The sequence below is a fragment of the Enterococcus italicus DSM 15952 genome (assembly GCF_000185365.1).
GTDB classification, from domain to species: Bacteria; Bacillota; Bacilli; order Lactobacillales; family Enterococcaceae; genus Enterococcus_G; species Enterococcus_G italicus.
Genome location: NZ_GL622243.1, coordinates 48,901 through 69,036, shown reverse-complemented (window position 1 = coordinate 69,036; position 20,136 = coordinate 48,901). Strand labels below are relative to the sequence as shown.

The window sequence follows — 20,136 nt, the reverse complement described above, 5'->3', positions numbered from 1 at the left end:
CATTTTTTAAGGAAGAAGGATATTTTTGTCATCGAATCTTTGGAACGACTAGGGCGAAACTATGATGAAATTTTTTATATAGTGCAGCAACTGGATTAAAAGGATATCGGACTGATTGTTTTGAACATGCCTATCCTCAACCAATGAGAACTTTCGACGAAATCATGTTCTAGAAAGAAATTTCTATCCAATAAGAATTCCAAATCATGGACACTATTATCAAAGATGATAATTTGACAATGATTGCTAGAGAAGTTGAATCAACATTAAAAGAAGTAGTGGACGCTGCTAAATAAATATAAAAAAGACTTTCTCGTGAACTAAAATGGACCCCTATAGAGGACACTAAAAAAAGTGTCCTCTATAGTTTTTTTTGCCCATAGGGAGGAAGGTCATGTAACTTTATCCACTAGCTCTTAATACAAGATTCGGAAATACCGACATATTATGGTCGTTTTTATTCTTTTTGAAAAATGCTTTACAAAAAATATGCATGGGGGTATATAAATGAAAAATATCATTTTATTAAGTATAAAAGGTTATCAAAAAGGAATTTCGCCGTTGTTTCCACCGAGTTGTCGTTATTATCCCACCTGCTCGCACTATGCTGTTGATGCGATTGAAAAACACGGAGCAGCAAAAGGGTCTCTAATGGGAGCAGCACGTATTATGCGGTGTCATCCATTTGTTAAAGGCGGATATGATCCAGTGCCAAGTACATTTTCATTGAAAAGAAATAACAGACATAAGATAAAAGGAGAGGAACAATCAAATGACAGTAAAAGTAACTGATGTAACATTAGCATCAGAAGTAAAAGAGGGTATTACATTAGTCGATTTTTGGGCTCCTTGGTGCGGGCCATCTAAGATGTTAGGACCAGTATTAGAAGAATTAGAAGCAGAATTTGCACCTGAAATTAAAATTGCAAAGTTGAACATTGACGAAAACAATGTAATAGCTAGTCAACTGGGCATTATGAGCATTCCTACCATGGTTTTATATAAAGATGGTCAGCCTATTGAAAAAATAGTTGGCTACCAACCAAAAGAAGTACTAAAAGAGTATTTAATGGAAAAAGTAACAGCAGAATAATTACTATTATGAGGAGTAAAAATATGTTTTTCAAAAAAACACCTACGATTTCGACTACTGAACTGGAGAATAAATTATCCGAAAAGCCGCAAATTATTGATGTGAGAGAACCGCATGAATTCAAAATTGGTCATATTCCAGGTGCAAAAAATATTCCATTGGCTAAAGTTTCTACCTATACCCCGAAGGGTCAAGTCTACGTAGTGTGCCAATCTGGGATGCGCAGTAAACGAGCGACGAAAATATTGCTGAAACAAGGACATGATGTTATCAACGTCCGTGGCGGCATGATGGCATGGGCAGGAGCAAAAAAAGGAGGCAAGAATTAATGAGAATTGTCATTATTGGTGGTGTAGCAGGTGGTATGTCTGCTGCTACACGGTTAAGACGTTTGGATGAAAGAGCAGAAGTTATCGTGTTAGAAAAAGGGCATATGTGTCATTTGCTAATTGTGGTTTGCCTTATTATGTCGCTGGAGAAATTGATGAACGGACGGATTTGTTAGTTCAAACTCCAGAATCTTTGCAAGCAAGGTTCAATTTAGACGTACGACCAAATAGTGAAGCTATTTCCATCGACTCCAACAACAAAGAAGTGGTCGTGCAAACCGATCAAGAAACATACACGTTGGGGTATGACAAATTAATCTTGTCTCCAGGAGCAAAGCCATGCCATTACATTTATATCTCTGATACGTATTTACATTTATATTAATAAGCAACTATCTTTAGTTGTTTTTTAGAAACTAGTTGTATTTCTTTTTTTATATCTTAATTTGACAATTAAGATTATTTTAGTTTTAACTACACTCGTTCATGGATATGCTATTATTCAAGAAATTGATAAGTTAAGTGATGGATCAGTTAAGGTAGCAGCAGGAACTATGTATGGAGCGATTGAAAATTTACTTAAGCTTAATTTGATAGAAGAAATTCCAAGTAGACCTCATCGTCGCAAAGAGGGCAAAAATCCCTTTAAGAGATTTTTACCCTCTTTGCGACGTTGAGGCCTTTGTTTTTCGTTCTCGTTTTTTGTTTGATTAACTAGAAGGGATTAAAAGACTGCATTTTGATTTATTTTTTTAGGGTAAAGGAGAGAGTAGCCCGAAAATTTTTAGTTGGCTTGGACTGAACGAAGTGAGGGAAAGGCTACTAAAACGTCGAGGGGCAGTGAGAGCGTAGCGAACACTTGTTTTTTGAATTTCTATCTTTGTTAGGTCAATAGAGTATACTTATTTGTCCTATACTATGATTTGCGGTGTACTAGATTTAGTATATAGGTCATATAAGTTGGGCATAATAATGCCTTGTATTAACTAGAAATGAGGGAATGAATGAAAATCAAATTTGGGAAATTATTTGGATTGATTGTCTTAGATATATTTGTGGTTGGAGTAGTTAAAGAAATTGTTTTTCGTGAGGACGTTAATTTACCTTCTTTTATTCTTGAAAGTATTACCTATAATTTTACTCACTTTTCCTTTTTAGGATTGATTGGTGGAGTGGGAATGATTGTTTTATCTATAAGCTTATTTTTTATGGCAGTTAGTTTTATTATTTTCAATTGGCAACAAGTAAAAAGTTGTTTTCAGAAAAGAGCAGATGATAAATGACTAAAATTGGGTATGTACGTGTTAGTAGCAAAGAACAGAACTTAGATCGGCAATTACAAGCGTTACAGGGTGTTTCTAAGGTCTTTTCAGACAAATTAAGCGGTCAATCGGTCGAAGGTCCACAATTACAAGCTATGCTTAACTATATTCGTGAGGGTGATATTGTAATGGTCACTGAATTAGATCGCTTAAGCAGAAACAACCATGATTTGACTAAGATCATGAACTCCATTTAAAATAAGGGTGCCACCGTAGATGTGTTAAATTTGCCGTCCATGACAGGGATTGCTGACGCAAATTTACGTCAACTGATGACCAACTTGATTATTGAACTCTATAAGTATCAGGCCGAAAGTGAACGTAAGCGAATCATTGAGCGCCAGCAGCAAGGGATTGCCTTAGCTAAGCAGCAGGGTAAATACCATGGGCGCAAACCCCAATATGCCAAAGATGATCCCCGCTTGCAACATGCTTTTAAGCTTTATCAGGCAGGCATGAGTGACATCGATGTTGCCAGAAACACCGGGATTAAACGGACGACTTTTATTAGATATAGAAAGAAGCTCAATGTACAAAGATAGTATCTACATGAGATAATTACGTTCTATTAGTTTAGAAAGAAGATGATATAATGATCATTCAAACAAATGGTCTTACTAAAGCTTATCAATCAAAAGTGGTGGTTGACCATATTGATTTAGCAGTCAAAGAAGGCAGCTTAACCGCTCTATTAGGACCCAATGGCGCTGGTAAAACAACCATTATATCAATGCTCACAAGGATCATAAACCCTACCAGTGGAATGATCAGGATGAAACCAGACATAAAGATTAGCATGGTATTCCAACAAAGTATTTTAGATAATGATTTGACAGTTATGGAAAATTTAAGCATTCGAAATAAGCTTTACAAAAAAGCCAAATCTAATCATATTGATACTTTGATTCAGCAAATCGGCTTAACTGAATTTATTAATCAAAAATACGGTCAACTTTCTGGTGGGCAACGGCGACGAGTTGATATTGCAAGAGCACTACTTAATCAGCCCGATGTTCTTTTCTTGGATGAGCCAACTACTGGATTGGATATTCAGACTCGCTCGGCAATCTGGGGGTTATTACAATCATTGCAGCAGAGTGACAATCTTACTATTATTTTGACCACTCACTATCTTGAAGAAGCAGACAATGCAGATGAGGTTTATATTATTGATCATGGCAAGATAATTGCCAGCGGGTCCGCTGATGAAATTAAAACACAAAATTCTAGCGGTAAACTCGTGATTGTTTCTGAACAAGCTGATCAATTAATGGCATTGATACCAAGTAAAATAATTCATACACAGATTAATCATAAAACCATTTGTTTAATGGCTAATTCTGACGAAGCACTCACATTATTATTAAAGTTTCGTAGTTTTATTAAGACATTTAATTATCAAGACGGCACTATGGATGATGCTTTCCTGGCATTAACTGGAAGGAGGATGCGCTAACTATGATAGCATTGACAAAAAGAAATTTATTATTATATTTTCGTAATCGTTCAGGGGTATTTTTCTCTTTATTGGCGGCAATGATTTCATTTGTCTTATATATTATTTTTTTGAAAAATTCGATGATAAATAGTTGGCAGGAGGTTCCTAATTCTCATCAACTACTTGATCTTTGGTTAATTGGTGGCACTTTATCAGTGACTGCAATTACAACAACGTTTACCTCGCTGGGTCAATTAGTTAAAGATAAAGAACGTGAAGTTATTAAAGACTTTTATTTAACAGATCTTTCTCATTTTGAAATAAAAATAAGTTACATGTTAAGTGCATCGTTAATTGGATTTCTTATGCAATTAATGATGCTTTTCTTAATGATGGGTTACTTTTCAATTACGGACAGTTTGACTATTCCCTGGGCTTCAATGCCGGCAGTAATTTGCGTTGCTCTTTTTAGTTCATTACTGGCAGTCGTTATTAACATGTTATTCATTCAGCTTATTAATCGTTTTGATTCACTTGGAGCTTTGGAAACGATTGTTGGAACGGCCTCGGGATTCTTGGTTGGTACTTACATTCCATTTGGAATTCTTCCTAACTTTGCACAATTCCTTATCAAACTAACGCCTGGTGCATATGTAGCAGCAATTTATCGGCAAATCTTTATGAGTGACAAATTAAGAAGGGCTTTTCATGGTCAGCAAAACCATTTTGAAAAAATGATGGGAATTAAGTTAGAGTGGCATCATTTATTAACCGGGATGCAAACTGCTGTGTTCCTTATCGTAATTTTTTTATTAGGAATAGTAGCTTTACTAACTGTTGACTTAATTCGAAGCAAGAAAAATGTGAGAACGGTTGATTGAGCGGTAGCGACAAGGGATTGCCTTAGCTAAGCAGCAGGGTAAATATCATGGCCGCAAACACCAATACACCCAAGACGATCCCGTTTGCAACATGCTTTTAAACTTTATCAGGCAGGCATGATTGATGTCGATGTTGCTCGGAATACCGGGATCAAGCGGACAACTTTTATCAGGTATCGTACAAGATATAACGTGACAGTCGATCAAAGAAAAAACAAGGGAAAGAGGGATAGTTAATGAGTACAGTTATTTTAGCTGAAAAACCAAGCCAGGCGTTAGCCTATGCCCAGGCATTTAATCAGAGTGATAAGAAAGACGGATATTTTGAGATCAAAGACCCACTATTTACAGATGAAACGTTTATCACCTTTGGTTTTGGGCATTTAGTGGAATTAGCAGAACCAGGTCATTATGACGAAAAGTGGCAAAATTGGAAACTTGAATCTTTGCCGATCTTTCCTGATCGATACGATTTTGAAGTTGCAAAAGATAAGGGAAAGCAGTTTAAAATTGTTGCAGAACTTCTCAAAAAGGCAAATACAATTATTGTTGCAACAGATAGCGACAGAGAAGGTGAAAATAGTGCGACATGTTTCTAGTTGAAAAGACTAGACACACTAACGGCTTAACAGACGTTAGTGGAGAACTTTCAGTTTGAGAGGTGGAATGATAGGGTAACGCCTTGAAACGCCTCCCTTAATACTCCGACATGCCTTTTCTTACGTGTTAAAAGAAATGGTATGAAGCTCGGTGAAGTCGGCAGAAGGATACCGTAAGCAAGATTGAAAAACATGGGTCTGCACGAAAATTTCCTAGAGGTAGGAAACGTATCTAATATGCCGGAGGTCGCAAAAAGTATAGTATGGTGAGAATGTGTGTAAAAGCACTGACGAACTGGCGAATGTACTGTCCTAAACGCCTAAGGCACAGAAATGTGTCGGGTAGAACATGATTGAAGAAATCATATCACTCTACGGTATCATGCGGTGGAGTAAGAATTGTTTTTATGAAACTCCGTGAAGTGTTATAGGCACTTGAAGTGATACAGGGCAAAAGTCAGCACCTAAACTATTACATTGATAAAACTGAAGGAACGTGGGAAGCCAAGAACGTGGAGCGCACACACGCAAAGAAGCGGATATAAGGAAAGTAGTAGTATATAACTTATAGTTATCTTGGTGAAAGTAGTGGCATGACCGGTGAAGGTTCTGTAATGGGGCTGGAGGAATAGCCACAAGTCAACAAATTCAAACCAATTTATTAGGTAACCTAAGTCAAACCATAGATTCCTGTAAGACCAAAAGGTCACAACCAAGAACTAGGGGGTGACGAACTATGAACAACCACCGAAACAAGAAAAATAATAAGCTTCGATATTCTGAGTACTATGGAATGCAAGAAGCTTATGATAACTTGTATCAACGTAGTGTAGAGAATCAAAATTTCAAGTCACTAATGAAAATTATCATATCTGATGACAATATCTTGCTTGCGTATCGTAATATAAAGCGCAACTCAGGAAGTCTTACGGCAGGTATTGACGGTAAAACCATTAAAGATATTGAAAAACTAACAACTGAAAGATACCTTGATATAGTTAAGAAACGGTTCAAATTTTACAAACCAAGAGAAGTTAAGCGAACTGAAATTCCCAAACCAAATGGAAAAACTAGACCATTAGGAATTCCTTCTATTTGGGATAGGGTAGCTCAACAATGTATCTTGCAAGTATTAGAACCAATATGTGAAGCGAAATTTAATCCACATAGTCACGGTTTTAGACCTAATCGGTCTGCCGAACATGCAATTGCTGATTGTGCCAAGAAGATGAATATTATAAAAATGGGATATTGTGTTGATATAGATATTCAAGGTTTCTTCGATGAAGTTTGGCACTCAAAATTAATGCGACAAATGTGGACTATGGGTATACGGGATAAGGAACTTCTCACTATTATCCGCAAAATGCTAAAAGCTCCAGTTGTATTGCCTAATGGTACTATTCAATTTCCCGAAAAGGGGACACCACAAGGTGGGATTTTATCCCCATTATTAGCCAATATTAATCTTAGTGAATTTGATTGGTGGGTATCGGAACAATGGGAAACAAGGCATATGTCTGAAATTAAGACACAATACAATGCTAATGGAACCGAGCATATGGGAAATCACCATAGGAAAATGCGCTCACATACAAAACTAAAAGAGTTCTATATAGTTCGTTATGCAGATGATTTTAAATTATTTTGCCATGACCGAAAAACGGCTGAACAACTTTATCATGCTTCGATACAATGGTTGGAACAACGATTGCATTTACCCGTATCTATTGAAAAATCCAAAATCACGAACCTTCGTAAGGAAACTAGTGAGTTTCTAGGTTTCAACTTGAAACTAGAAAGAAAAGGGAAAAATAGATATGTAATGCATTCTCATGTTTCAGATAAAGCAATTAACCGTATGAGAATAGAACTAAAAGAGCAAATCAAGGAAATCAAAAAATCACCTAATAGCATTAATACTATCAGAGCTATAGGAAATTATAATAGTAAAGTTATTGGCATGCACGGTTACTATCGAATAGCAACTCACGTTAATAGAGACTTTAAAAAGATGCATTACTCAGTTCTTCTGACAATGAGAAATCGATTGTCTATTGATGGATTGACAAAAACGGGTAAATATACTGGTAAAGATAAAGGGATATTGAACTACGTCCAGTCAAAGAATATTAGATACCTGACAGGACGCCCAATTATACCAGTTAGTTTTGTACAACATAGGAACCCAATGTACCTTAAAGTTAAAATTAATAAATATACTCCTGAGGGGCGTAAACTCATTCATCGTAATCAATCAGCCGTATCTGAAATAGCACTTCGTTGGATCAGGAGCAATCCTGTAGTCAGCGATAGAGCAACAGTGGAATTTAACGATAATCGTATCTCATTGTTTATAGCTCAGTCGGGTAAGTGTTCGGTAACGGGTGAAGAACTAAATGTTCTAGATATGCATTGTCATCATAAGATACCTTATCATGTATCTTATGATGACAAGTATAGTAACTTGACTATTGTTAAATCTGAAGTTCACATTCTAATACATGCTACCAAGGAAGATACTATTCAGCGATATATGACCTTATTAAACCTTAATGATGAACAGGTCAAAAGGCTGAATAAATTAAGGTTGTTAGTTAGAAACACCTCACTACATTATTAATTTGGTTGCGAGACTTAGGAAAACAAAAGGTTTAATTTGTTGATAGAACGCCGTGTGCGGTGAAAATCGCATGCACGGTGTGGATCGGGGGAAAAACTGGAGATTATTTCAAAAGTTTACCTATCGATATTCGCCTGGTCGATCATTCATAAAGCAAATGCCTTTTCAAAAGATAAAACATTTAAAAGACTATGGATCAATAGCTTAGAAAAAGATGTGATCCGAAGCGGTTTTCAAAATTTGCAACCTGGAATGAATTACTATCCCTTTTATCAAGAAGCGCAAACACGCCAAATTGCCGATTGGTTGATCGGCATGAACGCAAGCCCTTTGTATACGTTAAATTTACAACAGAAGGGCGTACAAGGTACATTTTCACTAGGACGTGTTCAAACGCCCACCTTATACCTTATTTTTCAGCGCCAGGAAGCCATAGAGAATTTTAAAAAAGAACCTTTTTTCGAGGTGGAAGCTAGTATAAAAGTAAACCAAGGGTCGTTTAAGGGCGTTCTAAGCCCCACACAGCGTTTTAAAACCCAAGAGGAGCTTTTAGCTTTTGTTTCTTCTAAACAAGCTAAAATAGGCAATCAAGAGGGCAGAATCACTGACGTGCAAACCAAAGAGAAAAAAACGAATAGCCCGAGTCTGTTTTCTTTAAGTAGTTTGCAATCAAAAGTCAATCAGCTTTATAAAGCGACAGCGAGCCAAACTTTAAAAGCTATGCAAGGACTGTATGAAGCAAAATTATTGAGTTATCCAAGAACAGATACACCATTTATTACAGAGAACGAATTTGCTTATTTAAAAGCGAATTTTGGCAAATATAGCGGTTTTTTAGGACTTGACCCTGAAATGGTTCAAACAGAGCCTAGAAAGCGTTATGTGGACGGTAGTAAGGTACAGGAACACCACGCCATTATCCCAACAAAACAAGTACCTACCGAATCTGCATTAGCGAAAATGGACGATTTACAACGAAAAATTTATGCTTTAGTCGTTAAAACGACTGTTGCAATGTTTCTACCTGATTATTTGTATGAAGAAACTAAGATACAAACCAAAGTAGCCGACTTACTTTTTCAATCAATAGGCAAGACACCAAAACAAGAAGGGTGGAAAATTCTTTTTAAACAACAAAATAAAGAAGAAAAAGAGGATGTTCAAACGTTACCATTGGTTATCATTGGCGAACATGCCGAAGTTGACGTTAAGAGTGCCGAGAAAGAAACACAACCGCCGAAAGCTTTTACAGAGGGTACATTATTAACCGCTATGAAAACCGCGAATAAAACGGTTGATGATGAAGAAGCAATCAAGATATTACAAGAAGTCGAGGGGATTGGAACAGAAGCGACAAGAGCAAGCATTATTGAAGCTTTGAAACAAAAAGAATATATTCAAGTCATTAAAAATAAACTTGTTGTGACTGAAAAAGGTAAATTATTGTGTCAGGCAGTCGAAAGTCAGCACCTCTTAACGAGTGCCGAAATGACGGCTAAATGGGAAACGTATTTAAAGAAGATTGGTAAAAGAGAAGGCAATCAAGAAAACTTTATCAATAATATTAAGAAGTTTATCGTACATTTATTGGAAAATGTACCTACCGATATAGAGAAATTAAGTTTTGCTGATTACCAGGAACAGAAAGAAAAAGAAGCTGAAAAAAGTATTGTAGGAAAATGTCCTAAGTGTGGCAACAATATTGTATTAAAAATATCGTTTTATGGTTGTTCGAATTATCCAGAATGCAAGTTTACTTTAGCTGAACATTTTAGGAAGAAAAAATTGACTAAAACAAATGTCAAAGAGTTATTGCAAGGAAAAGAAACTCTTGTAAAAGGAATTAAAACGAAAGAGAAAAAGACGTACAATGCAGTTGTTAAAATTGGAGAAAAGGGATATATTGATTTTATTTCTTTTGGAAAGTAAATTTTTGTTTTTTAGCTGTGCAAAAAGGATACCCATAACAACTAAGGGTATCCTTTTTTAATCTCTAATCTCTACCGTAACACCAAGCTTGAGCAGATACAGTAACATAACCTTGAGTTTGAGGACTCATATTAATTTTTTGTTGAGTTTTCATTTTATAAGACGTATTGTTATTCACACTTCCATATTTTGCAATTACAGCTTTTCTTTCGGCATTTCCTACCACATTCAATGAGGACATGGAACTTCCTTTAACCCAAAAATAATTAGTTACTAATTGCGAACCTTGTCCAATATATTCAACAGTTCCTTCTCCCCACTTTGTTCCTGGAGCTGCACGTAAAGAAATCCCATCACTACCATAACCATAGTAGTATCCATCAATTAATTGTACTACTTCATTAATATCTTGAATGTTGTCAAAATTAACAGGTTGTCCTTGTGGCAAGCTTTGAGAAGAACTTGTATCATAAACCTCGGAAGCGGTTGCATCAGTTGTCAAAAAAAATCCACTAGAGAACAATAACGAACTAACTAGCAATACCTTAAAAATAGATTTCATGTTTTCCCTCCTATAAATTATTTACCTTTTGATTTATCTGTCCATTCTTTTAATATATCTGGCATTTTAGACCAACTCCAACAAAATGACCCAATCACCGCTACACCAATAATTAAATAAACCCATTCCATTGTAATTCCTCCTTTAATGGAGACACTATTATCTACGAATTAATTTTACCACAATATCTATCAGGCAACAAATTGACTGATCATTTCTTGACTGATTTTCTCCGGAGCTTGTTGTACAATATTCACAAGAGATTCCTCCATGTTGATGTTTTAAGGTTTTTAGCACCTTGATTTTAAAATATGTGGAGAAATCTCTTTTTTTATTTTCCAACAATTATTTTATGCTAACTAATCAAGTAAAAGATAAAAGACATGAACACCGATAATCACTTATCACAAATCACTTGTGATTCTTGATGATACAATATTACTATACAAAAAAAGAATGGGGCGTAGTTATGGAAAAGAAAGAACTGAAAATACTTGAAGAATTACAACGTATCTTAAATAATAAAAATGAAGCAATTGTTATCTTGAATAACTATTTTAAAGGGGGAGTTGGAAAGTCTAAGTTGTCGACTATGTTCGCTTATCTGACAGATAAACTGAATTTAAAAGTTTTGATGATTGATAAAGATTTACAAGCAACCTTAACAAAAGACTTAGCCAAAACGTTTAAAGTAGAATTGCCACGTGTCAATTTTTATGAAGGACTGAAAAACGGAAACTTGGCTTCTTCTATTGTTCATTTGACGGATAATTTAGACTTGATCCCTGGCACGTTTGATCTGATGTTGCTGCCAAAATTAACTCGTTCATGGACTTTTGAAAATGAAAGTAGATTGCTTGCTACTCTTTTAGCACCTTTAAAAAGTGACTATGATCTCATTATTATTGATACTGTACCAACGCCAAGCGTTTATACAAATAATGCAATTGTGGCGAGTGATTACGTTATGATCCCTTTACAAGCAGAAGAAGAAAGTACAAACAACATTCGAAACTATATTTCCTATTTGATTGATTTACAAGAACAGTTTAACCCTGGACTAGATATGATCGGTTTTGTTCCTTATTTAGTTGATACGGACAGCGCAACGATAAAATCAAACCTGGAAGAACTGTACAAAGAACATGAAGAAGATAATTTGGTTTTCCAAAATATTATCATGCGAAGTAATAAAGTAAGTACCTGGTCTAAGAACGGCATTACAGAACATAAAGGCTATGACAAAAAAGTTTTATCTATGTATGAGAATGTATTTTTTGAATTGCTTAGAGCGATAAAAAATCGGTATAATATGTATATATATATCGCTAAGGGTACCCTTAGTCTATTGCTTACACAATAGACTAATACTATCAGCTCTTATATAAATCTGTTTAGGAGTCTATTTCATGTCAATAAAGGGAATTACATTAAAAGAGAGTATGAATCACTCTGTTCAAGCAATTATGCCACTTGATGAAGAAAAAGAGGTATTCAACCAGAAATTAGTCGGTTACCTCACTCACTTGAGAGATAAGGAACTTGAATCTGAAGAATACCAGAAAAATCTTCTCAAGGGATTTTTAGAAAGTGTATTGCCTTATAATTTTATAAATACTTCTAGTAGAATAGACCTTGCTATCTATAATGGTAAAGACGCCAATTCGTCACTAGGTATTCTTTTTGAATGCAAGAGTTTGACTAACCAGTCTGAAATGATGTCGACGGAAAAAATTAATTCTAAAGCATTTCAAGAAATTGTCTATTATTACCTACAAGAACGCTTAGTTAATAAAAATTTAGAAATCAAAAAGTGTATTATCACAAACGGTCTATCTTGGTTTGTGATAGAGGCTAAAGAATTTGAAAAGCATTTTTTCAAAAATAAAAAACTAGTTGACCTCGTGACAAAGTTCAGAAATAACCAACTTTCTAGCAATAAAACAGATTTTTTATATTCTGAAGTTATCGCACCAGAAATTGATAAAGCCATTGAAAAGGGAATCGTGATTGCTCACTTTGATTTACGTCAAGCTTTGGTCAAATCTGGCAAAAACATTGAAATCAAGAAAAATAATCTAACTCAACTTTACCGATTCTTCACAGCAGAGAATCTTCTCAATAAAGAGATTTTCACTGATTCAAACAAGCTTAATAAGAATTTCTATGATGAATTGCTTTATTTGATGGGGCTGGAAGAAACGAAGTCAGGGACTTCAAAAATTATTTCACGTTTGAAACCTGCTAAACGACAACGGTATTCTTTTGTTGAGAATATCATTGATAAATTAGATATGAAAGATGTCCCCAAAGATAAGCAGGAAGATATTGCTATTCAACTAACAGTTGTATGGATAAATAGAATCTTGTTCTTGAAACTTTTAGAATCTCAGCTGGTGTTGTTTAACAAAGATGAATCTTATAGATTCTTGACTTACGAAAAACTACCTAACTTTGAGGAGATTTATAGCCTATTTTTTGCTGTGCTCGCTAAGAAGGTATCTGAAAGAAGTGACCGAGTTCAAGAAAAGTTTGGTTATGTTCCTTATTTAAACTCATCACTGTTTGAAGAAACAGAATTAGAAATTTCTAGAGATGGGATTGGTATTGATAGATTACCAGAGGGAGATATTGAAATTTTCTCCAAAACAGCTCTTAAAGGCGTAGATAAAAAACGTAAAAAAGGGAACATCAATTTTATTGAATATCTCTTTGAGTTTTTAGATGCTTATGATTTCTCAACAACTATCACTCATCATGAGAAATCAAAAAACGACCTTATCAATGCGTCAGTTCTGGGATTGATTTTTGAGAAAATTAACGGCTACCGTGACGGTTCTTTTTATACACCAGGCAACATTACCATGTATATGTCACGTAAAGCGATTCGTACATCAGCAGTGGACAAAATTAATGAAGCACTTGACTGGCAATGTGAATCAATTGAAGATATTAAGTTTAATATACGTAATGCTCAGATTGCTAAAAAGGTATCCGATGCGATTGATAGCTTGAAAGTATGTGATCCTGCTGTGGGTTCGGGGCATTTTCTCGTCTCTATTTTGAATGAAATTATTGCTCTTAAAAGTGATTTAAATGTACTGTTTGATGCTGAGGGTAACTATATTGGAAACTTGATTCAATGTTATGTTATCAATGATGAACTAGTCATTCAAGATATGTCTGGAAATAACTTTGTATATCAGACAGGCAATCAACAATCTGAACTAATTCAAAAAGCAATTTTTTACCAGAAGAGACATATTCTTGAAAATTCACTCTTTGCTGTGGATATTAACCCAAGTTCGGTCAATATCTGCCGTTTGCGACTATGGATTGAACTCTTGAAGTCCTCCTATTATTATCAGGATACCGAAACGAACCAGCTTGTTTTGACAACCTTACCGAATATTGATATCAATATCAAAGTGGGTGATAGTCTCCTACATAAGTTTGATTTTGACTATGAATTTGATATGAGAAAAACAGATTTCAAGGACTATCTATCTCTAGTTAAAGATTATAAGGAGACAAATAATAAACATGTTAAAGCAGAAATCTGGAAAAAAATTGAAAATCTCAAACATTCCTTTGATGACACAGCTTCAAGCCCTGAATTAAAGAAATTAACCCGTCTCATATCCGAACGAAATAAGGCTGGTGTCATTAGCATATTTGAGGAAGAAAATAAAAACTCTAAAGAAGTAGCGGAATTAAATAAGCAACTAGCAAAAGCTGAAAAGGAATTGGAATACAGACTGAAAAATCCATTATTCGCTAAAGGTATGGAATGGCGAATGGAATTTCCTGAGATTTTGGGAGAAGCTGGCGAATTTATCGGCTTTGACCTTGTAATTGGGAATCCGCCTTATATCTTTGCTCGTAATCAGTCCTTTACCGATGAGATGAAAGCTTACTACTCAAGGACTTATCAAGTAAGTGAATATCAAGCCAATACCTATACTATATTCATGGAATTGGCTTATCAACTCTTGCGTAAAGGTGGGACATTCTCCTATATCATTCCTAATAACTTTTTAACCATTCAGACCAATTCAAGAGTTCGTCAGTTTATTACCGAGCAGACGAGTGATGTTGTTCTGATTAATTCTCTGGATAAGATTTTTACGGATGCTAGCGTGGACAACTGTATCATTTTCTTCAAGAAGAATGGGCCAAACTGGATTGAAGTAGCAGAATTGAATCACGGCGAGTTCAACACTGTTGGACGAGTTGCGCCAGATTTCTTTGGTGAAATCCCTACTTTTTCAATCTCGATGGTCAAGTATCGTCAGGCGATTGACATCTTCTGGAAAGTCAACCATTTTCCAATACTAGAACGACCAGAAATTGCGACTGTTAAGACTGGAATTAAAGCATACCAGATAGGTAAAGGGAAACCTCATCAGACTAACTCTGACAAGGATAATCGCATTTATCATGCAAGAGAAAAGTTAGATGATTCATATCGTCCCTATCTTGATGGCGAGAATGTGTCACGTTATAAGCTGACTTGGAATGGAGAATATATCAAATATGGTGACAACTTGGCTGAACCTAGATCTTCGGTCGATTTTTACGCTCCACGTATTTTAGTTCGGCAGATTCCAAGTAAATCAGCTTATGCTGTTGAAGCTGTTTATACTGATAGTGATGTTATTAACGACTTAAACTCCATGGTCATCACAGATATTCATGTTAATCCTTTTTATCTTTTGGGTATTTTGAACTCTCGCTTAATCTCTCTTTGGTTTTTCATGAAGTTTGATAAATTCCAACGTCGCCTATTCCCACAATTCAAAGTTAATGAACTAGGAGATTTTCCAATTCCATATGCTATGGATTCCCAGCAAGAAGAAATAGCAAAACTTGTTGAGCAACTGATGGAAGAAATGAAAAAAGATTCTCCTGACACTGACATAGTTCATCAGCTCAATCTAAAGATTGATGACTTGGTTATGGACTTGTTTGATTTGAAAGAAGAAGAAAAACAGATTGTAAGAAATTTTGTAGTATAGAAAGTAGGTACAAATGGCAAAAAGTTTGCAAAGTCAATTCAGAGATATTGAGAGAAATTTAGTCAGAGAAACGAATAAAATGGTGAAGAGAGCTAATAAGAAGATAAAGCCTGTTATCCTTCCAACACAACTAGATTCCTCTAAAACAGCACTAAACTTTAACGAATATCATCAAGATAATAGTACTCATGTTTCTGTTAATGGAGATTTGATAAATTCACAGATTGGTGGACAAAATAATGCGTTAAATATTACCTATACTGAGGTAGAAATTGAGAGAGTATTTGAGAATATCAGAGAGTACTCTAGAACATTAGATGAAGAAGAACAGACAGAATTAGTGACAATTTTAAATGAGGTACAAGAAGTCGGAAAAGTTGATAACCATCAAACTTTCTTTGAAAAGCACCCGATACTTGCAATGGCTCTTAGTGCTAGTGTAAGCTGGGGAGTTGAGAATGGAATTGATAGATTAGTTAGTGTCATTTCAAATACATTTAAGTGAAAAGTTTAATTTTTAAGTTTGATTAAAAATTAAACAATTATCAAGTTTTTTAATATGTTATGAAAAAATGTTCATTAAATCCAATAGTTTACCTGGTTCTGTTGCAAAGTTTTAAATAAAGAATAAAATCCCTTACGGTATCTATGATTTAAGCTGGGATTCCCAATAATACCGTGATTTCAGTACAGACCGAAAACCCGAAGAGAGTGCCTTCTTTTCGGGTTTTCTTATATAATTCTCGGATGGCTTCCATGCCTTTAATCGTGGTAGAGGCAGTGCGTAAACTTCGATAGAATTTATTGCGTCTCTTTACTGGACGATGGTCTTGTTCAATCAAATTATTCAGGTATTTAATGGTACGATGTTCTGTCCCTTGATAAAAGCCGTATTCTTTTAGTTTCTTAAAGGCACTTGTAATGGAGGGGGCTTTATCTGTGACTACAACCATTCAAAACTATATTTCCTATTTGATTGATTTACAAGAACAGTTTAACCCTGGACTAGATATGATCGGTTTTGTTCCTTATTTAGTTGATACGGACAGCGCAATGATAAAATCAAACCTGGAAGAACTGTACAAAGAACATAAAGAGGATAATTTGGTTTTCCGAAATATTATCAAGCGAAGTAATAAAGTAAGTACCTGGTCTAAAAATGGCATTACAGAACACAAAGGCTATGACAAAAAAGTTTTATCTATGTATGAGAACGTATTTTTTGAAATGCTTGAGCGAATCACTCAATTAGAAAACGGAAAAGAATAGAATCACAAATCACAAGTGATTAATCACAAATCACTTGTGATTTGTGATTGTTGATGATAAAATAAGAATAAGAAGAAATAGAAAGAAGTGAGTGATTGTGGGAAATTTAGGCGCACAAAAAGCAAAACGAAATGATACACCAATCAGTGCAAAAAAAGATATAATGGGAGATAAGACGGTTCGTGTTCGTGCTGACTTACACCATATTATAAAAATTGAAACAGCAAAGAATGGCGGAAACGTAAAAAAAGTTATGGATCAAGCCTTAGAAGAATATATACGGAAATATTTACCTGACAAACTTTAAAAGGAGTGAACATGAAATGGCAGTTACGTATGAAAAAACATTTGAAATTGAAATCATTAATGAGTTATCGGCAAGTGTTTATAATCGGGTATTAAATTATGTTTTGAATCATGAACTAGATACTAAAAATACTCGTTTACTAGAAGTGAACCTTTTAAATCAATTAGAAGTGGCACAAGAAGTTGATTTATTTCAACAACCATTTGAAGAATTACAAGCTATTCATGAGTATTGGCGGTCAATGAATCAATATTCAAAACAAATTGTTGAAATGTCACCTTCTTTAAAAGGAGTGATCTAATATGACAACTCAAGAGGAATTAAAAGAAATCTATCACACTGTGTCAAAAATGGACATTATGGAACTAAAAAAAGCGTATGAGTTGGCTGAAACACAAGAAGAATTTGAGTTTTATAAGGAATTATTTACTTATCAATTGCAACAAAAGCAAAAACTAATTATCAAGCAGAAAGATTTTGTGATTTAACTATGAAGGATAGACCACAATATATTATTGTTGCGGGCGTCAATGGAGCAGGGAAATCAACACTTTATCAAACAGTACCGCAACTCTTTCAAGATACACAACGAATTAATGCTGATGAAATTCTAAATAAAAATGGTGGTGACTGGCGAAAAAACTCAGATAATATGAAGGCTATGCGTGAAGTTGTAAAACAAATGAATCAAGCAATTGAATCTAAAAGGTCTTTTCACCAAGAAACCACATTATCTGGACAAGGGCAGAAAAAATGGATTGAAAAAGCCAAGGCACAGGGTTATGAGGTAAATTTATTTTATGTTGGGATAGACAATGCTGATTTGGCAATACAACGTGTCAAACAAAGGGTTGAAAAGGGCGGTCATGGCATACCTGATGAACTCATAAAAAAGCGGTATAGTCAGTCATTAAAGAATCTAGAATATATAACCCCTCTTTGTGATAATGTTATGCTATACGATAATACGGAAATTTTTGTTCCAATTTATGAACGTCAAGGGGAAAAGATAGTTTTAAATAATACAAAAAATATTCAATGGCTTCCAGTTAGTTTTATTAATAAGTATAGGGTGGGATTGAGAGATATGGCGAATATTACTGACTTCACCGAAAAGCAATTTGAAGATCGTTTAGAAAAGAATGTTGAACGACTAACTAAAAATAGACTAGCGGTTGAATCGCCAACCGCTTTTTTACTTGGTGGGCAACCAGGATCAGGGAAAACTAGTTTGCGATTGGCAATTTCCGAAGAGACACAAGGAAATGTTGTTATCATTGATAATGATACGTTCAAACAACAGCACCCAAATTTTGACGAATTAGTGAAACTCTATGAAAAAGACGTAGTAAAACATGCAACACCTTATTCTAATCGTATGACAGAAGCACTTATTAGCCGTTTAAGCGATCAAGGCTATAATTTAGTGATTGAAGGCACAGGACGAACAACAGACGTTCCTATTCAAACAGCCACAATGCTTCAATCTAAAGGATATGAAACAAAAATGTACGCCATGGCAGTACCTAAAATCAACTCATATTTAGGAACAATTGAACGGTATGAAACTATGTATGCAGATGATCCAATGACAGCTAGGGCAACACCAAAACAAGCGCATGATATTGTTGTCAAAAACTTACCGACCAATTTAGAAACCCTTCATAAAACGGGCTTATTTAGCGATATAAGGCTTTATAATAGAGAAGGAGTGAAACTCTATTCAAGCTTAGAAACGCCTTCCATTAGTCTGAAAAAGACCTTAGAAAGAGAATTAAATCGTAAAGTATCAGGGAAAGAAATTCAACCGACTTTGGAGAGAATAGAGCAAAAAATGGTTCAAAATCAACACCAAGAAACACCTGAATTTAAAGCAATTCAACAAAAATTGGAAAGCTTGCAGCCACCTATACCACCAATACCCAAAACACCTAAACTTCCAGGTCTCTAATAAAAAAAGAGAACCCTTGAATCATGTTCTTTCAGGGTTCTATTTTTTTGTGGTACAAAAGAATTTAATTCTAAAAGCTTACGTCTTTAGTCACAAAAACATTTTTAATAAAGTTGCTTGTTACAGTTGCACTAAGGTTAACAGTTCCAACACCATTTACCCCCACACTACCACCACCTGAAATACTTGTTGTCGCATGGCTGTATAGTGCACCGTTTAATGTGTAGTGAATACGGTTAGGATCAGGAAGTCCATACTGTAGAGTGCCTGAAAATCCATATTTAGGATGATTAAATCCAGCATAAATAATTTCTTTTATAGCTCTAAACCAGCCACTTTCAGTAGTTCTACAATAAAAATATGCAGTTCCACCTTCAACACTATTATTAATTTGGTGATCTTGCCAAGCAGCCCGCAATAAGACAAAGTTTTCGTCAGCTACTTGACGCCTCATTTGTGAGCTGTTTGAAGAAATACTCTGTTCAGCTTGTTCTTTAGAAATGCCAAACTCATTAGAAATTGACTGTATTACTTCGTCTCTTGTCATATTTTCTGAAATTGTTACCTGGTCAGAATTTAAGTCCAATTCTTCAGTAGCAATTTCTATTTTTGGCACTTCGCTAGCAGAGACAGTATTTGTTGCCAACGTGCTGAAACCTAAAACACCTAAAAGAGAAGAACAAAGTAATATTGAAGCAATGAACGATTCTGTTTTCAATTTTTCATCTCCTTGATATAATAGTTTTAGAGTTAACTCATAATCTTTGTAACCGCTTTCTAAATAAATAGCAAATAATATTAAAACTTCATTATAA

The 20,136-nt window shown here is 35.0% G+C and carries 18 protein-coding genes and 7 pseudogenes; 22 read left to right on the top strand and 3 right to left on the bottom strand.

The window, feature by feature from the left end:
• The first annotated feature begins 507 nt into the window (after nucleotides 1-507).
• From yidD to HMPREF9088_RS10935, 13 genes and pseudogenes are all read left to right on the top strand, one after another.
• Complete coding sequence (yidD, locus tag HMPREF9088_RS10990; RefSeq protein WP_002318456.1) at nucleotides 508-792, top strand: membrane protein insertion efficiency factor YidD; 285 nt, start codon at nucleotides 508-510, stop codon at nucleotides 790-792.
• Nucleotides 773-1,093, top strand: a complete 321-nt coding sequence (gene trxA / locus HMPREF9088_RS10985; RefSeq protein WP_007209331.1) for a thioredoxin — start codon at nucleotides 773-775, stop codon at nucleotides 1,091-1,093. Before yidD ends, trxA begins: the two co-directional genes overlap by 20 nt.
• A gap of 23 nt (nucleotides 1,094-1,116) precedes the next feature.
• The gene (locus HMPREF9088_RS10980; protein ID WP_002318458.1) at nucleotides 1,117-1,422 is read left to right on the top strand and encodes a rhodanese-like domain-containing protein; all 306 of its coding nucleotides are present in this window, start codon (nucleotides 1,117-1,119) and stop codon (nucleotides 1,420-1,422) included.
• Nucleotides 1,422-1,762: pseudogene (locus HMPREF9088_RS11815) on the top strand (FAD-dependent oxidoreductase); the annotation flags it as partial. The gene HMPREF9088_RS10980 and the pseudogene HMPREF9088_RS11815, both read left to right, overlap by 1 nt.
• Nucleotides 1,763-1,868: 106 nt before the next feature.
• A pseudogene (locus tag HMPREF9088_RS11810) lies at nucleotides 1,869-2,051 on the top strand (PadR family transcriptional regulator); the annotation flags it as partial.
• 375 nt (nucleotides 2,052-2,426) lie between these two features.
• Complete coding sequence (locus tag HMPREF9088_RS10965) at nucleotides 2,427-2,705, top strand: hypothetical protein (RefSeq protein ID WP_007209326.1); 279 nt, start codon at nucleotides 2,427-2,429, stop codon at nucleotides 2,703-2,705.
• Nucleotides 2,702-3,286 (top strand): annotated as a pseudogene (locus HMPREF9088_RS10960) (recombinase family protein). Before HMPREF9088_RS10965 ends, HMPREF9088_RS10960 begins: the two are co-directional and overlap by 4 nt.
• A 50-nt stretch (nucleotides 3,287-3,336) precedes the next feature.
• The gene (locus HMPREF9088_RS10955) at nucleotides 3,337-4,200 is read left to right on the top strand and encodes an ABC transporter ATP-binding protein (protein WP_007209323.1); all 864 of its coding nucleotides are present in this window, start codon (nucleotides 3,337-3,339) and stop codon (nucleotides 4,198-4,200) included.
• Nucleotides 4,201-4,202: 2 nt separating this feature from the next.
• Nucleotides 4,203-5,063: an ABC transporter permease gene (locus tag HMPREF9088_RS10950; RefSeq protein WP_007209322.1), complete on the top strand. Its 861-nt coding sequence runs from the start codon at nucleotides 4,203-4,205 to the stop codon at nucleotides 5,061-5,063.
• A 7-nt stretch (nucleotides 5,064-5,070) separates the two neighbouring features.
• Nucleotides 5,071-5,300: pseudogene (locus tag HMPREF9088_RS12010) on the top strand (hypothetical protein); the annotation flags it as partial.
• A complete protein-coding gene (locus HMPREF9088_RS10945; RefSeq protein ID WP_007209321.1) occupies nucleotides 5,300-5,662 on the top strand; it encodes a toprim domain-containing protein in 363 nt (120 codons plus the stop codon). The pseudogene HMPREF9088_RS12010 and the gene HMPREF9088_RS10945, both read left to right, overlap by 1 nt.
• A 736-nt stretch (nucleotides 5,663-6,398) precedes the next feature.
• Entirely contained in the window at nucleotides 6,399-8,285 is a 1,887-nt protein-coding gene (ltrA, locus tag HMPREF9088_RS10940) for a group II intron reverse transcriptase/maturase (RefSeq protein ID WP_007209320.1), read from the top strand.
• Between the two features lie 252 nt (nucleotides 8,286-8,537).
• Nucleotides 8,538-10,214 carry a type IA DNA topoisomerase gene (locus HMPREF9088_RS10935; RefSeq protein WP_007209319.1) on the top strand — a complete coding sequence of 559 codons (1,677 nt, stop codon included), beginning with the start codon at nucleotides 8,538-8,540 and terminating at the stop codon, nucleotides 10,212-10,214.
• A gap of 64 nt (nucleotides 10,215-10,278) precedes the next feature.
• Here the strand turns inward: HMPREF9088_RS10935 and HMPREF9088_RS10930 are convergent, their stop codons facing one another.
• Nucleotides 10,279-10,776: a hypothetical protein gene (locus tag HMPREF9088_RS10930; protein ID WP_007209318.1), complete on the bottom strand. Its 498-nt coding sequence runs from the start codon at nucleotides 10,774-10,776 to the stop codon at nucleotides 10,279-10,281.
• Between the two features lie 427 nt (nucleotides 10,777-11,203).
• Between HMPREF9088_RS10930 and HMPREF9088_RS10925 the strand changes: the two genes are divergently transcribed.
• The 3 genes from HMPREF9088_RS10925 to HMPREF9088_RS10915 are packed head-to-tail and all read left to right on the top strand — an operon-like array spanning nucleotide 11,204 to nucleotide 16,299.
• Nucleotides 11,204-12,139: a ParA family protein gene (locus tag HMPREF9088_RS10925; RefSeq protein ID WP_007209317.1), complete on the top strand. Its 936-nt coding sequence runs from the start codon at nucleotides 11,204-11,206 to the stop codon at nucleotides 12,137-12,139.
• A gap of 46 nt (nucleotides 12,140-12,185) precedes the next feature.
• Nucleotides 12,186-15,794, top strand: a complete 3,609-nt coding sequence (locus HMPREF9088_RS10920; protein WP_007209316.1) for a type IIG restriction enzyme/methyltransferase — start codon at nucleotides 12,186-12,188, stop codon at nucleotides 15,792-15,794.
• Nucleotides 15,795-15,807: 13 nt separating this feature from the next.
• Complete coding sequence (locus HMPREF9088_RS10915; protein ID WP_007209315.1) at nucleotides 15,808-16,299, top strand: hypothetical protein; 492 nt, start codon at nucleotides 15,808-15,810, stop codon at nucleotides 16,297-16,299.
• 148 nt (nucleotides 16,300-16,447) lie between these two features.
• Here HMPREF9088_RS10915 and HMPREF9088_RS10910 read toward each other — a convergent pair.
• A pseudogene (locus HMPREF9088_RS10910) lies at nucleotides 16,448-16,744 on the bottom strand (DDE-type integrase/transposase/recombinase); the annotation flags it as partial.
• On the opposite strand from HMPREF9088_RS10910, the pseudogene HMPREF9088_RS10905 reads away from it, so the two are divergent.
• From HMPREF9088_RS10905 to HMPREF9088_RS12475, 6 genes and pseudogenes are all read left to right on the top strand, one after another.
• Nucleotides 16,737-17,063: pseudogene (locus HMPREF9088_RS10905) on the top strand (chromosome partitioning protein ParA); the annotation flags it as partial. The pseudogenes HMPREF9088_RS10910 and HMPREF9088_RS10905 overlap by 8 nt on opposite strands.
• Before the next feature lie 91 nt (nucleotides 17,064-17,154).
• The gene (locus HMPREF9088_RS10900; protein ID WP_007209312.1) at nucleotides 17,155-17,370 is read left to right on the top strand and encodes a peptide-binding protein; all 216 of its coding nucleotides are present in this window, start codon (nucleotides 17,155-17,157) and stop codon (nucleotides 17,368-17,370) included.
• Between the two features lie 16 nt (nucleotides 17,371-17,386).
• The gene (locus tag HMPREF9088_RS10895; protein WP_007209311.1) at nucleotides 17,387-17,671 is read left to right on the top strand and encodes an antitoxin; all 285 of its coding nucleotides are present in this window, start codon (nucleotides 17,387-17,389) and stop codon (nucleotides 17,669-17,671) included.
• A 1-nt stretch (nucleotide 17,672) separates the two neighbouring features.
• The gene (locus tag HMPREF9088_RS10890; RefSeq protein ID WP_007209310.1) at nucleotides 17,673-17,858 is read left to right on the top strand and encodes a hypothetical protein; all 186 of its coding nucleotides are present in this window, start codon (nucleotides 17,673-17,675) and stop codon (nucleotides 17,856-17,858) included.
• A 2-nt stretch (nucleotides 17,859-17,860) separates the two neighbouring features.
• Nucleotides 17,861-18,331: pseudogene (locus tag HMPREF9088_RS12480) on the top strand (ATPase); the annotation flags it as partial.
• Nucleotides 18,332-18,457: 126 nt separating this feature from the next.
• A complete protein-coding gene (locus HMPREF9088_RS12475) occupies nucleotides 18,458-19,321 on the top strand; it encodes a zeta toxin family protein (protein ID WP_071859147.1) in 864 nt (287 codons plus the stop codon).
• Between the two features lie 70 nt (nucleotides 19,322-19,391).
• Here the strand turns inward: HMPREF9088_RS12475 and HMPREF9088_RS10880 are convergent.
• Nucleotides 19,392-20,136: hypothetical protein (locus tag HMPREF9088_RS10880; RefSeq protein ID WP_007209308.1), on the bottom strand; the 745-nt coding region annotated here is incomplete at its 5' end.